Genomic DNA, 12,991 nt, shown 5'->3' on the forward strand with positions numbered 1-12,991 from the left:
CTGGCGGTGAAAATTCACACAGGAATTCAGGAAAAGACTTCAGCGTCCTTGAAGAACGCGGCGGACTGATCTTTAGCTGACAGCTTCGGTGCTTCGTCCAGCTGCCAGTCAATACCCAAATCCGGATCGTCCCAGCGAATGCTGCGCTCGGCCGACGGGGTGTAGTAGTCGGTGGTTTTGTAGAGGAACTCGGCGAAATCGCTCAGCACCACGAAACCATGGGCAAAACCTTCCGGCACCCAGAGTTGGCGATGGTTGTCGGCGGACAGGCGCACCGCCACCCATTTGCCGAAATGCGGCGAGCTGCGGCGAATATCCACCGCCACGTCCAACACTTCACCGACGGTGACGCGGACCAGTTTGCCCTGAGTGTTCTCCAGTTGGTAATGCAAACCGCGCAGTACACCTTTTTGCGAGCGGGAATGGTTGTCCTGAACGAACTGGGTGTTCAGGCCGGTTGCCTCTTCGAAAGCCTTGGCGTTGAAGCTCTCATAGAAGAAACCGCGCTCGTCACCAAATACCTTGGGTTCGATGATCAGAACACCGGGCAGGTCGGTGGTGACTACATTCATAGTGTTTCTCCAGCAATAGGCGTGATGGCCGTCATTCTTACGCAAAGTGGCAGCGGGTGCGAGTGGGGCGATGAAGAGAGTTGCGCGGGCATTTGATTCGCGCCAACCAGGAAGGGGGTTGCGTATCGCCCCAAGCAATGGCGATATAAGCGCCTAATAACATTTCAGGGGTCGTTGTATGCCGCTCGCCACGTTGATTCACCGCGCCAGTTTGCCCTGCCCGCAGGTATCTGCGGCGCAAGCGCTTGAGCTGTTGAAAGAGCATTACGAGCTGAGCGGGCGGTTGCAGGCTCTTGGTAGCCAGCAGGATCTCAACTATCGGGTCGACAGTGATCAGGGGCGTTTCGTCCTGAAAATCTGCCGCGGCGATTACTCGGTCCTGGAGCTGCAAGCCCAGCACGCAGGGCTCAAGCATCTGGCTGAACATTCCGGCGTGCCGGTGCCTGGAGTGATTGCTGCCAAAAACGGCGCAGACCTGCTCTCCCTTGAGGTTGGGGGGCAGGCGGTGCACGTGCGCCTGCTTGATTACATCGACGGCCAGTCCCTGACGCACCTTGATCATCTAAGCCATTCAGTGGTTGCCGGTTTCGGTCGACTCTGCGGCGAAATGGATCTGGCGCTGGCCGAGTTCGATCACCCGGGTCTTGAGCGCACCCTTCAATGGGACGCCCGCCACGCCAACGCGTTGATCGCGCATTTGCTGCCGGTGATCAAGGATGAGCGGCAACGAGCGTTGCTTGCTGAAGCGGCCGAACAGGCCGATCGCCATTTGCAGCCCTTGGTGGATAAGTTGCCGGTGCAGGCGATTCACATGGACATCACCGACGACAACGTGGTCTGGCAGCGGGACTTGCAGCGCCAATGGCAGTTGCAGGGCGTCATCGATTTCGGCGACCTGGTCCGAACCTGGCGGATCACCGACCTGTCGGTGACTTGCGCCGCGCTGCTGCACCATGCCGATGGCGATCCGTTCTACATTTTGCCGGCTGTTCGGGCTTATCACGCGGTCAACCCGTTGCAGCATGAAGAGTTGCTGGCGCTCTGGCCGCTGATTGTTGCGCGCTCGGTGGTGCTGGTGCTGAGTGGCGAACAGCAGGTCAGCATCGATCCGGACAACGAATACAGTGGCGGCAACCTGACCCACGAGTGGGAAATTTTCCGCGTGGCCACATCGGTACCACTGGAGTTGATGGAGGCGGCGATTCTTACCGCGGTCGGCCAAAGCCTGCCGAGTATTGGCAGTGAAGGTTTCGCGCCATTGTTGCCGAGTCTGGTGGGGCGTGAATTTGCGTTGATCGATCTGGGCGTGCTCAGTCCGCATTTCGAGGCGGGTAACTGGGAACAGCAAGGGATCGATCTGCGTTTGTTGACGGAAGCCGCCGAGGCTCACGGTCTGGCGGCCAGTCGATATGGCCAGTATCGTCTGTCCCGCACTCGGCCGGACAGCGCCAGCGAACCGGATACTTTTCCGTTGCACGTTGCATTGCGAGTGCCGGCCGGCACGGCGGTCGAAGCGCCGTTTGCCGGCATTATCCATATCGAAGGGGAGAACCTGCTGCAACTGGACGGCCCAGAACTCAGCGTCCGGTTGTGGGGTGTGGCCCCGTCGGTGCGCAGTGGCGCGGCGCTGGTCAAAGGCCAGGTGCTGGGTTCGGTCAGCGGGCCATTGATCGTGCAGTTGTGTCGAAGTGCTCAGCTCGACGCGCCGTTGTTTTGCACGCCTTCGCGCGCGGCAGCCTGGCAGGCGTTGTGTCCTTCACCTGCCGCGCTGCTGGGCCTGGCCTGTGATGCGGAAGAAGAACTCGACCCGCAGACATTGCTGGCCCGCCGTGACGCGAGTTTCGCTCGTTCCCAGAAACACTATTACGTCGACCCGCCGCGTATCGAGCGTGGCTGGCGCAATCACCTGATCGATATGCAGGGTCGTTCCTACCTCGACATGCTCAACAATGTCGCGGTGCTCGGTCATGGGCATCCGCGCATGGCCGCCGTCGCCAGCCGGCAGTGGTCGTTGCTCAACACCAACTCGCGTTTTCACTATGCGGCGATTGCCGAGTTTTCCGAGCGCTTGCTGAAACTGGCACCGGACAACATGGACCGTGTATTTCTGGTCAACAGCGGTACCGAGGCCAATGACCTGGCGATTCGTCTGGCCTGGGCCTATAGCGGTGGTCGCGACATGCTCAGCGTGTTGGAGGCCTATCACGGTTGGTCGGTGGCAGCGGATGCGGTCTCGACTTCGATTGCCGACAACCCGAAGGCCTTGAGCAGCCGTCCCGACTGGGTGCATCCGGTGACCGCACCAAACACCTATCGCGGTGAATTTCGTGGTGTCGACAGCGCGCCGGACTACGTGCGCAGCGTCGAGCACAATCTGGCGAAAATCGCCGAACAGAAACGCCAACTAGCCGGTTTCATCTGCGAGCCGGTGTATGGCAATGCCGGCGGTATCTCACTGCCGCCGGGCTATTTGAAGCAGGTCTATGCGCTGGTCCGCGCTCAGGGCGGGGTGTGCATCGCCGATGAGGTGCAGGTCGGTTATGGCCGCATGGGCAAATTCTTCTGGGGCTTCGAGGAGCAGGGCGTGGTGCCGGACATCATCACCATGGCCAAAGGCATGGGTAACGGCCAGCCGTTGGGCGCGGTCATTACCCGTCGGGAAATTGCTGAAGCGCTGGAGGCCGAGGGTTACTTCTTCTCGTCGGCCGGTGGCAGCCCGGTCAGTTGCCGGATCGGCATGGCAGTGCTGGATGTGATGGAGGAAGAAAAACTATGGGAAAACGCCCAGGTCGTGGGCGGGTATTTCAAGGAACGTCTTGAAGCCTTGATCGAGCGGCATCCGTTGGTGGGGGCGGTGCATGGTTCCGGCTTCTATCTGGGCGTGGAGTTGATCCGCAATCGCGAAACCCTCGAGCCCGCGACTGAAGAAACCACGGCGTTGTGCGATCGCCTTCGTGAGTTGGGGATCTTCATGCAGCCGACGGGCGATTACCTGAACATTCTCAAGATCAAACCGCCGATGGTTACGTCGCGTCAGAGCGTGGATTTCTTTGTCGACATGCTGTCGAAGGTGTTGAACGAAGGGTTGTAAGACTTGATATCGCCTTCGCGGGCAAGCCTCGCTCCTACGGATTTATGTCGTTCGCGGAATACGCACGACACGGACCTGTAGGAGCGAGGCTTGCCCGCGAAGGCGTCATAAAGACATACATGAATATCGATTATTATCGGATTTAAGTGAGTAATTTTCGACAGAAAGAATATTTATAGCTTTAAAAGCCGATTTTTATCGGCTATAAAGTCGCCACTGCCCACGGTGTGGACGAGCCACGCCCGGTGCTGCCTCTTTCTGTCATCGGTCGATGCCACCCTCGACCCTCAAGCACTTGCCCAGGAGATGATTCATGAGCCGTATCGTTACCGTCGCCGCTACCCAGATGGCCTGTTCCTGGGACCTTGAAGCCAACATTGAGACCGCTGAGAAGCTGGTCCGTGAGGCTGCGGCGAAAGGCGCGCAAATCATCCTGATCCAGGAGCTGTTCGAGGCGCCGTACTTCTGCCAGAAGCCAAACCCGGACTACCTGCAACTGGCAACGACGGTCGAAGACAACGTCGCCATCAAGCATTTCCAGAAAGTCGCCAAAGAACTGCAGGTTGTTCTGCCGATCAGCTTCTACGAACTGGCCGGCCGCGCACGTTTCAACAGCATCGCGATCATCGATGCCGATGGCAGCAACCTCGGGATTTATCGTAAAAGTCACATCCCGGATGGCCCCGGCTACCACGAAAAGTACTACTTCAACCCGGGGGATACCGGCTTCAAAGTCTGGAACACCCGTTACGCGAAAATTGGCGTGGGCATCTGCTGGGATCAGTGGTTCCCTGAGTGCGCCCGCAGCATGGCGCTGCAAGGTGCGCAAATCCTGTTCTACCCGACCGCCATCGGCAGCGAGCCACACGACAAGACCATTTCGTCCCGCGACCACTGGCAGCGCGTGCAACAAGGCCATGCCGGCGCCAACCTGATGCCGCTGATCGCCAGCAACCGCATTGGCAACGAAGAGCAGGACGGCTACGACATTACCTTCTACGGCTCGTCGTTCATTGCCAACCAGTTTGGCGAGAAAGTCCAAGAGCTGAACGAAACAGAAGAAGGCATTCTGGTTCACAGTTTCGACCTCGATGAGCTGGAACACATTCGCAGCGCATGGGGCTCGTTCCGTGACCGTCGCCCGAACCTGTACGGCGCGATTAAAACCCTCGACGGTTCCCTGGAGTCCTGAACCATGACCACTTTGAACAGCACCCCTCGCGCCGACGGCTTTTACATGCCAGCCGAATGGGCACCACAGACCCAAACCTGGATGGTCTGGCCCGAGCGCCCGGACAACTGGCGCCTGGGCGGCAAACCGGCGCAAGCCGCGCATGTGGCGGTGGCCAAGGCCATCGCGCGTTTCGAACCGGTGACCGTGGCGGTTTCCGCTGGCCAGTACGAAAATGCTCGTGCCCGTCTCGACGTGCCGAATATTCGTTTGGTGGAGATGTCCAGCGATGACGCCTGGGTCCGGGATACCGGCCCGACGTTCGTCATCAACAATCGCGGCGAAGTCCGTGGTGTAGATTGGGATTTCAATGCCTGGGGCGGTTTCGACGGTGGTTTGTATTCGCCGTGGAACCGCGATTCGCAGGTGGCGGGCAAGATCCTCGAAATCGAGCGCAGCCCGCGCTACCGCACCGAGGGCTTCGTGCTTGAAGGCGGTTCGATTCATGTCGATGGCGAAGGCACCCTGATCACCACCGAAGAGTGCCTGCTCAACCGCAATCGCAATCCGCATATGGACCGTGCGCAAATCGAAGCGGTGCTCAGCGCAAACCTGGCTGTGGATAAAATCATTTGGCTGCCGGACGGTTTGTTCAACGACGAAACCGACGGCCATGTGGATAACTTCTGCTGCTACGTGCGCCCGGGCGAAGTACTGCTGGCCTGGACTGACGACCCGCAGGATCCGAACTACCCGCGCTGCCAGGCGGCAATGAACGTGTTGCAAAACAGCACCGACGCCAAGGGTCGCCCATTCACGGTGCACAAAATGCCGATTCCGGGGCCGCTGTATGCGACCGAGGAAGAGTGTGCAGGTGTCGATCCGGTGGACGGCACTCAGGAGCGTAATCCAACCGTTCGTCTGGCTGGTTCGTATGTGAATTTCCTGATCGTCAACGGCGGCATCATTGCGCCGAGCTTCGATGACCCGCTGGATGGCCCGGCCAAAGAGATATTGCAGAGCTTGTTCCCGCAACACGAAGTGGTCATGGTGCCGGGTCGCGAACTGTTACTGGGGGGCGGTAACATTCATTGCCTTACCCAACAACAGCCCGCGCCGCACAAGGAGTGAGTGAGGTCGTAACAGCTTGGGTCGTTTGAAAAAACGATTAAGCTACGATTTAGCCTCGTCGCTTCACAGAAAGCCCGCAGCCCGTCAGGACTGCGGGCTTTTTTGTATCCACTTATCGACACTTCGAAAACATTGGCACAGCTCTTGTATCTTCGATGGTGCAACACGGGGAGGGAGAGAACTTCGATGTTCTGTCATAAACCTTGGATAAGTTAGCCGCTCACAAACCAGGAGAGAGCGCTGAGATGAACGCCGAAATGAATGTCGTGAGCGAGCGGGCACTGCATCCCCTGGCAGTTAACAGCGAATCGCTACAGGTCCTGGCGCAATGGTTGAAGTCCAATGGAACGCGTCAGATCAGGGAACCTGATCCGCGCCGGATGATGATCGAGCGCTACCCCGCTGGTTTATTCAGCGAGGCGGAACTGGAAGCACTGTGGGATGTGATGGAAGGATAAGAAGAAAAACAACGGATTGATAAAAGCGCTGCCGGGGAGGCGGCGCTTTTTTATGCCTGTTGGAAAAATTGGCGCTTGTCAGGACGTCAAGATCGCAGCCTGCGGCAGCTCCTATGCTGATTGGTTGTATCTTGGTACAAAAGCACGAGGAGGTTATTCGACCGATTCATGAAACAGACTGGAAGCCATTCCAGCGTTTTTCCGAAACTGTCTGGGGATTAATCTGCCGGCATTGAGTTTTCCTACTTTGTTGCCGGAGTCTTCCCATGATCTTTCACTACATTTACGACCCTTTGTGCGGCTGGTGTTACGGCGCCAAACCACTGGTCCAGGCTGCCAAAGCCGTGTTGCCGGTGATCGCCCACGGTGGCGGCATGATGACTGGCGCCAACCGCCAGACCGTTTCGCCACAACTGCGCAATTACGTCATGCCCCATGACCGACGCATCGCCGAGTACACCGGTCAGCCGTTTGGCGAGGCGTATTTTGAGGGGCTGCTGCGCGATGAGACGGCGGTGTTCGATTCCGCGCCGCCGATTGCCGCCGTGCTGGCAGCCGAGCAGATCGCAGAACGCGGTCTTGAATTGCTGGGGCGTCTGCAGACGGCTCATTACGTGGAAGGTCGACGCATTGCTGATAACACCGTGCTGCTGGAACTCGCCACACAAATAGGTCTTGAGCCCGAGGCCTTCCAACAGGCGTTTAATGAAGCTGACACTGATCGCCATATCAAAGACAGCCGCGCACTCTTGGCCAAGGTCGGCGGTCAGGGTTTCCCGACCTTCGTGCTGGAACACGATGGCCAGTTCACCTTGGTCGACATCGGCCCTTGGCTCGGCAAGCCGCAAGCCTTCGCCCAATGGTTGAGCCAGTCACTTGCGGCAAAAGAGTCTTCATACGCGTTTCCTGCCTGTGGCCTCGACGGCTGCGCCCATTGAATTCACCTGGAGTCACCATGGATAACCTGAGCCTGATCAAAAGCACCTACGAAGGCGCCAACGCCCAGGAGAACGCTCGCAACACCGCCGCGGCGCTGGCCGATGACGCTCGCTGGACTGAAGCCGCTGGTTTTCCGTACGCAGGGACTTATGTCGGTTTCGACGCTATCGTCGAAAACGTCTTCAAGCGCCTGGCCACCGAGTGGGAAGATTTTCAGTTCAAGGTTGAGAACTATGTCGCACAGGGCGACAAGGTGTTTGCCTACGGCAATTACAGAGCAATTTACAAAGCCACCGGCCGCCCGATGAATGCTCGGGTCGCTCACTTGTGGACCTTGGCCGACGGCAAGGTCACGCATTTCGAACAATTCGTCGACAGCCACACCGTGCAATTGGCTATCGCTGACAAGTGATTTCTTAGACGATTTTCGCCTATTTACAGACGATTCCTGAAATTGACACCTTATTAAGGGCGCAGATAGGATGCGCCCAACGCCTGTGGCTAACCGCCATGACTCACAAAACAAATAAAAGGCCCGCCGCGAATTTTCGTGGGCGGGCCTTTTTGTTTTGGGGTGAAAAAAGAGCGCGATAGCGCCGTTTCAGTGGTTCGACACAGCGCGTATCAACCCGTAATAAGGAAAATAACATGTTGAACAAGCGAATCAGCCTGATCGCACTGGGGATGTTGAGTGCCACGCAGGCCATGGCTAACGACCAGGCCGAATCCAAGGGTTTTGTTGAAGACAGCAGCCTCAAAGTGCTGCTGCGCAATGCCTATATCAATCGTGACTATAAAGACGGCAACCCGGACAAAGCGGAATGGGGCCAAGCGGCCATCGGTACTTTCTCGTCCGGCTTCACCCAAGGCACCGTCGGTGTCGGTGTGGATGCCTTCGGTCTGTACGCGCTGCGTCTGGATGGCGGCAAGGGCCGCAGCGGCGCCGGTGGTATCGACTTCTTCAAACAGGGCGATAGCGGCAACGCGGCTGACGACCTGTCGAAGGGTGGCGCGGCAGTCAAGTTCCGTCTCTCCAGCACCACGCTGACCTATGGCGACCAGATGCCGGCCTTGCCGGTGCTGAACTACGACAACTCGCGCCTGCTGCCGGAAAGCTACACCGGCACCCTGATCACCTCCAAGGAGATCAAAGGCCTGGAGCTGAACGCCGGTCGCTTCACCGCCGAATCGCGCAAAAGTGCTGAAGGCCGTGACAGCGGTGGCTTGAAGTCGATCAACGTGTTGGGTGGTAGCTACCAGTTCACCGAACAGTTCAAGGCCGCGCTGTACGCGTCCGACGTCGAAGACGTGCTGAAGAAGCAATACGTGAACGCCAACTACATGTTCCCAATCGACAAGGATCAGTCCCTGACCCTGGACTTCAACGGCTACCGCACCAAGCTGGACGATTCCTACGTCCGCGAAAGCGGTGCTACCGGCGACGACAACAAGATCTGGAGCCTGGCAGCGACCTTCGCCACCGGCCCACACTCGTTCACTCTCGCTCACCAACGCAGCACCGGCGACAGCAACCTGGGCTACGCCTACGGCGGCTATCAGAAGGATCAAGGTCGCGTCGGCGACGGCGGTAACACCATCTACCTGGCGAACTCCTACTGGTCCGACTTCAACGCCGAAGACGAACGCAGCTGGCAGTTGGGCTACGGTCTGGACTTCCGCGCTTTCGGTATTCCTGGCTTGAGCTACAACTTTGCCTACGTGCGCGGTGACAACATCACCACCTCCACCAGCGAAGGCGGCACCGAGCGCGAAATCTTCAACCAGTTCAAGTACGTCGTGCAAAGTGGCCCGGCCAAAGACCTGAGCGTGAAGGTACGCAGCTCGATCCTGCGCGTGTCGCAGAAATCCAGCGAGTACAACGTCAGCGGCAACGAACTGCGCGTATTCGTGGATTACCCGATCAACATCTTCTGATGATCGGCTGAGTTTATTCAGACTCGATAAAAACCCCGACTGGTTCGGGGTTTTTTTTGTCTCATGACCGTAGGGAAATACCAAAAATGTGTGTTTTCGATCGTAAAAAGTCGAATTAAAGCAACTTCATACCGCGTTTCAATCAACGCTTGATATGCCTGAAATTCTTTCTCATGGGCCGCAAATCCCGCACCTACTAGATTAAGCCGCTAAATGCAGTGGAGACCTAGTAATGATCGTTTTGAACAGAGAAGTTGGCGAATCGCTACGGCGCGACAAATATGTCAACGTCCAGGGAGCCGACTTCAATCTCTTCGGTCATTTTTCCGACTTCGTCAGATTGACCAAAAGTTGGGAAAGCATGGAGCCGGACAGTTATTACGGCCAAGCCGATGCGGGCATGCGTTTCCGTCGTTACAGCGACTTCGAATACAACCCGGTCACCCGAGACTTGAAGCAGCTGGAACACCGCGCCTACGTGCAATCGAAGGCCAACAACAGCTATGTCGGCGGACTGGAGCGGCACTTCCAGGACTTCTCCAATGAAGTCATCAATTCGCCGGTGATGCGCAGCCTCATCGATGCGGATTTCGAGGTGTACAAAAACGTATTGCCGCCGGAGTTGCACGACGAAATCTGGCAATGCCAGATCCATCAGATCCGCATCGAGATCAAGCCGGGCAAGCAACTGGAAATTACCCCGGAAGGTATTCACTGCGACGGTTATCCGTTCAGCGGTGTGCATTTCTGGGGCCGCAACAACGTGGATGGAGCGGAGAGCCGTTTGTATTCGGCCCAAGAGGAACAACTGGCGGCGACGACCTATCTGGAAATCCTCGACACCACCTACTTCCTCGATCGCGACATGCGTCACTACGTGACCCCGGCACGCAACACCCACGCTCACGAAATGGCCTATCGGCAGATTCTAGCCATTTCCTTCTCGCGGCCCGGGACCGCTTTCGACATTGTTCGCTGAACAGCTAGATCCCATGATACACATCGCCGAGTGCGCTGCACCGGTGATGTTGCAGCGCGCGACGGCCAAGGATGCCCAACGCCTGGAGCGCTTCTTTCGCCAGTTCGAAGAAGTGTCGTTCTGTGAATGGCAGGACGCCAAATGCCTGCGCGGTGTGTTGGTGCAAAAAACCACCGCTGCGTTCCTCGCGCTCGATATCCGTGGCGAAGTGGTCGGCGCGGTGTTGGGCGGCATGCTCGGCAGCCGTGGCACCATCAATCACCTGGCGGTGAGCCCGGTGTATCGCAGCCAGGGCGTCGGTCAGCGCCTGGTGGAAGCGGCGTCGGCAGACATGAAACGAGTCGGTGTGCTGCGGATGTTCCTGTTCGTCGACGATGCTAACCTTGCCGGCAAACGTTTTTGGAGTGCCCAGGGCTTTTGCGAGCCGCGCGGCGAAACGACCTTTGAGAGGGACTTATGAATGAGACGTCCAGCAGCCAGCCGCTGATGGTCGAGCCCCAGCCCTCGCGCACGTTCGCTGAAGCCAGCCCGGTGATTGCGGGCTACTTCACGGTGTCCTTTGTGTTCGGTTTGATGGCCGTCAATGCCGGGTTGCCCGTGTGGCTGCCGGTCGCGATGTGCCTGTTTGTCTACGCCGGTGCCTCGCAGTTCGCCGCCCTGGCGCTGATTTCCAGCGGCGCGTCGCTGACCACCATCATCCTCACCACGTTTCTGATCAATGCACGGCACATGCTGATGTCGGTCTACATGGCCAAGGCCTTGCAGGCCATGGGGCTCAGTCGTTTCGAGCGCTGGTGTTATGCCGGCGGGCTGACCGATGAATCGTTTGCCTTCCACAGCGTCAAGCTGGGCAAGGGCACGCCGGTCAATGTGCGATACCTGATCGGCTTCAATCTGTATTGTCACACGTCGTGGGTGCTGGGCGGTTTGCTGGGCGCAATCTGCGCGCAGTACGCGGCGCACCTGATCAAGTACCAGCTCGACTATGCACTGACCGCGATGATGCTCTACGTCCTGGTATCGCTGTGCAACACCCGCAACAAACTGATCGCCGCACTGGCCGCGGTCGTCTGCATGGGTGTCCTGAGCCTGATCGGCAATTCACCCTTTAACGTGTTCATTGCCACATTCGTGGGCTGCGGGGTGGGTGTATGCCTGACCAAACGTTCCTGATCCTGGTCGTCGCACTGATGATGGCCGTGACTTTCCTGCCGCGCGCGCTGCCGTTGCAGGTGAGCACCGATCATTGGCCACCCCTGGTCGCCCGGGCGCTGGAATACCTGCCGGTGGCGATCGTCGCTGCCATCAGCCTTACGCCGCTGTTGATCAAGGATCAGCAGGTGCAGCTCGATCGCCCGGAATTTTATGCAGCCATTCCGACGTTGTTATGTGCGTATTTCAGCAAAAACCTCTTTCTCAGCGTAGCGGTGGGAACGGCTGCGTACATCGCGCTCGGATCGTTCATGTAGCGACAGAGCGACCACGTCGTTCAAGGCCTGTCCCGACAACTCGGGATTATTGACCGCCAACCGCACTTCAAGGGAATCCTCGAAACCCGGAAAAATGGTCAGGCCGTTACGCAGGGCCGCCTCACGGGAAACCATGCCGAGGCCGTCCATTTGCGTGATCAACGAGAGGGTCAGGGTCTCGCTGCAGGAATAGATCATCCGCTTGCCTGACTCGTAATTACCAAGGCCGGCGTCGAGAAAACGCAAGAAGCTGTGGGAATACGGACAATCGTCGGCAGGACGAACCTGAAACTTATTGCCGAGCAGCATCAGCGGATCGTTTTCCTGACCGCAATGAGCACCGACCACCTGCACCTGTATATGGGGCAGGGCAATGCTGGGTAACCCCGGCTGCTGCGGGCCGATAAGTACGGCAAGGTCGAAGTCCTCGTTCTTCAACTTGCTGAGGTTTTCCATCGACTCGGCGTAGCTGAACTCCAGCTGATAATCAGGAAACACCTCAATGAGGCGTCCGATCATGCGCCGGTTGAAGTCGGCCGAGAGCGTGGTGTTCAGTGCAACCTTGAGCGTGCGCTGACTAGGCACCTTGAGTGCGGCGACCTTCTCTTCCAGTTGCCGCGTGGCGACCAATACCTTGTCCATGTAGGGCGTGAGCTCCGTGCCCTGTGTTGTCAGAGTCAACCCCTTGTTGGAGCGACGAAACAACCGAAAACCGAACTGCTCTTCGACCTTGTTCAACTGCGCGGCCAATGCCTGCACGGTCAAACAGGAACGCTCTGCCGCCGCCGACAATGAGCCGGTCTGCACGATGCGCATGAGATTGCGTAAGGTTCTGCTATCCATTTGGGTAATGCCCTCTAAAGTGGGCTGGCTATTGTTGTGTACCTGGCCGCCCCGGTGGGCGTCGGTCGCGTGCTGGCTATGATCCTGCACCTGAGCATGCTTGTCCCGAGTTTAGTAGCGAATTGATTCCGCGTCCGATGGCTGGAGGCTTACACAGGATCGGGGTTTTTGGTGGGGGGGAGGTGATCGAGGTCAAAAAATGGCCCAGATGGGGAGGTGTGGGCGTTTTTTTGGATATCAGCGAAACCTTTTTCCAAGGCAAAAAAAAGCAGCCTGATCAGGCTGCTTTCATGAATAGGTGCTTGATATTGTGCTCCCTCAAGCAGGGGAGGAGAGGTTTACCCGAGCGCTGATTTTCAGGTCATCAACGGGGTTCCTACATCGACTATCGCCACCTGAAGGC

General features: G+C 57.8%; 13 protein-coding genes. 11 read left to right on the forward strand and 2 right to left on the reverse strand.

The annotated features are described in order from the left end of the window. Positions 1–26: 26 nt before the first annotated feature. Positions 27–572, reverse strand: coding sequence for a dTDP-4-dehydrorhamnose 3,5-epimerase (rfbC, locus tag PSH97_RS01305; protein WP_305447797.1), 546 nt, complete (start codon positions 570–572; stop codon positions 27–29). A gap of 178 nt (positions 573–750) precedes the next feature. Between rfbC and PSH97_RS01310 the strand changes: the two genes are divergently transcribed. The 11 genes from PSH97_RS01310 (at position 751) to PSH97_RS01360 (ending at position 11,745) form a co-directional block, all read left to right on the forward strand. Next, positions 751–3,663, forward strand: coding sequence for an aminotransferase (locus tag PSH97_RS01310; RefSeq protein WP_305447798.1), 2,913 nt, complete (start codon positions 751–753; stop codon positions 3,661–3,663). A 313-nt stretch (positions 3,664–3,976) separates the two neighbouring features. Beyond that, positions 3,977–4,855: an N-carbamoylputrescine amidase gene (gene aguB, locus PSH97_RS01315; RefSeq protein ID WP_305447799.1), complete on the forward strand. Its 879-nt coding sequence runs from the start codon at positions 3,977–3,979 to the stop codon at positions 4,853–4,855. Positions 4,856–4,858: 3 nt separating this feature from the next. Continuing rightward, a complete protein-coding gene (gene aguA, locus PSH97_RS01320; RefSeq protein ID WP_305447800.1) occupies positions 4,859–5,965 on the forward strand; it encodes an agmatine deiminase in 1,107 nt (368 codons plus the stop codon). A gap of 245 nt (positions 5,966–6,210) precedes the next feature. Next, on the forward strand, positions 6,211–6,423 hold the full coding sequence (locus PSH97_RS01325) for a hypothetical protein (protein WP_030129326.1): 213 nt from the start codon (positions 6,211–6,213) through the stop codon (positions 6,421–6,423). Positions 6,424–6,689: 266 nt separating this feature from the next. Next, positions 6,690–7,361 (forward strand): DsbA family protein, encoded by a 672-nt coding sequence (locus tag PSH97_RS01330; RefSeq protein ID WP_305447801.1) that lies wholly within the window; start codon positions 6,690–6,692, stop codon positions 7,359–7,361. Between the two features lie 17 nt (positions 7,362–7,378). Next, on the forward strand, positions 7,379–7,774 hold the full coding sequence (locus PSH97_RS01335) for a nuclear transport factor 2 family protein (RefSeq protein WP_305447802.1): 396 nt from the start codon (positions 7,379–7,381) through the stop codon (positions 7,772–7,774). Positions 7,775–8,010: 236 nt separating this feature from the next. Beyond that, entirely contained in the window at positions 8,011–9,297 is a 1,287-nt protein-coding gene (locus PSH97_RS01340) for an OprD family porin (protein WP_305447803.1), read from the forward strand. A gap of 232 nt (positions 9,298–9,529) precedes the next feature. Beyond that, the gene (locus PSH97_RS01345; protein ID WP_123361084.1) at positions 9,530–10,276 is read left to right on the forward strand and encodes a 2OG-Fe dioxygenase family protein; all 747 of its coding nucleotides are present in this window, start codon (positions 9,530–9,532) and stop codon (positions 10,274–10,276) included. 46 nt (positions 10,277–10,322) lie between these two features. Next, a complete protein-coding gene (locus PSH97_RS01350; protein WP_185047222.1) occupies positions 10,323–10,736 on the forward strand; it encodes a GNAT family N-acetyltransferase in 414 nt (137 codons plus the stop codon). Continuing rightward, on the forward strand, positions 10,733–11,449 hold the full coding sequence (locus tag PSH97_RS01355; protein WP_305447804.1) for an AzlC family ABC transporter permease: 717 nt from the start codon (positions 10,733–10,735) through the stop codon (positions 11,447–11,449). Before PSH97_RS01350 ends, PSH97_RS01355 begins: the two co-directional genes overlap by 4 nt. After that, the gene (locus PSH97_RS01360) at positions 11,428–11,745 is read left to right on the forward strand and encodes an AzlD domain-containing protein (RefSeq protein ID WP_253547140.1); all 318 of its coding nucleotides are present in this window, start codon (positions 11,428–11,430) and stop codon (positions 11,743–11,745) included. The genes PSH97_RS01355 and PSH97_RS01360 overlap by 22 nt, the downstream gene beginning before the upstream one ends. On the opposite strand, the gene PSH97_RS01365 is transcribed toward PSH97_RS01360, so the two are convergent. After that, positions 11,662–12,588 carry a LysR family transcriptional regulator gene (locus PSH97_RS01365; RefSeq protein ID WP_305447805.1) on the reverse strand — a complete coding sequence of 309 codons (927 nt, stop codon included), beginning with the start codon at positions 12,586–12,588 and terminating at the stop codon, positions 11,662–11,664. The two genes, PSH97_RS01360 and PSH97_RS01365, sit on opposite strands and share 84 nt — an antisense overlap. Positions 12,589–12,991: the final 403 nt, after the last annotated feature.

Source organism: Pseudomonas cucumis (genome assembly GCF_030687935.1).
Classification (GTDB): domain Bacteria; phylum Pseudomonadota; class Gammaproteobacteria; order Pseudomonadales; family Pseudomonadaceae; genus Aquipseudomonas; species Aquipseudomonas cucumis.

Excerpts from the sequence above, each read along its gene's own strand:
- PSH97_RS01325 (WP_030129326.1), top strand. The coding sequence starts at position 6,211 with ATGAACGCCGAAATGAATGTCGTGAGCGAGCGGGCACTGCATCCCCTG.
- PSH97_RS01365 (WP_305447805.1), bottom strand. The coding sequence starts at position 12,588 with ATGGATAGCAGAACCTTACGCAATCTCATGCGCATCGTGCAGACCGGC.
- aguA (WP_305447800.1), top strand. The coding sequence starts at position 4,859 with ATGACCACTTTGAACAGCACCCCTCGCGCCGACGGCTTTTACATGCCA.
- aguB (WP_305447799.1), top strand. The coding sequence starts at position 3,977 with ATGAGCCGTATCGTTACCGTCGCCGCTACCCAGATGGCCTGTTCCTGG.
- PSH97_RS01335 (WP_305447802.1), top strand. The coding sequence starts at position 7,379 with ATGGATAACCTGAGCCTGATCAAAAGCACCTACGAAGGCGCCAACGCC.
- PSH97_RS01360 (WP_253547140.1), top strand. The coding sequence starts at position 11,428 with ATGCCTGACCAAACGTTCCTGATCCTGGTCGTCGCACTGATGATGGCC.
- PSH97_RS01355 (WP_305447804.1), top strand. The coding sequence starts at position 10,733 with ATGAATGAGACGTCCAGCAGCCAGCCGCTGATGGTCGAGCCCCAGCCC.
- rfbC (WP_305447797.1), bottom strand. The coding sequence starts at position 572 with ATGAATGTAGTCACCACCGACCTGCCCGGTGTTCTGATCATCGAACCC.
- PSH97_RS01310 (WP_305447798.1), top strand. The coding sequence starts at position 751 with ATGCCGCTCGCCACGTTGATTCACCGCGCCAGTTTGCCCTGCCCGCAG.
- PSH97_RS01350 (WP_185047222.1), top strand. The coding sequence starts at position 10,323 with ATGTTGCAGCGCGCGACGGCCAAGGATGCCCAACGCCTGGAGCGCTTC.
- PSH97_RS01345 (WP_123361084.1), top strand. The coding sequence starts at position 9,530 with ATGATCGTTTTGAACAGAGAAGTTGGCGAATCGCTACGGCGCGACAAA.
- PSH97_RS01330 (WP_305447801.1), top strand. The coding sequence starts at position 6,690 with ATGATCTTTCACTACATTTACGACCCTTTGTGCGGCTGGTGTTACGGC.
- PSH97_RS01340 (WP_305447803.1), top strand. The coding sequence starts at position 8,011 with ATGTTGAACAAGCGAATCAGCCTGATCGCACTGGGGATGTTGAGTGCC.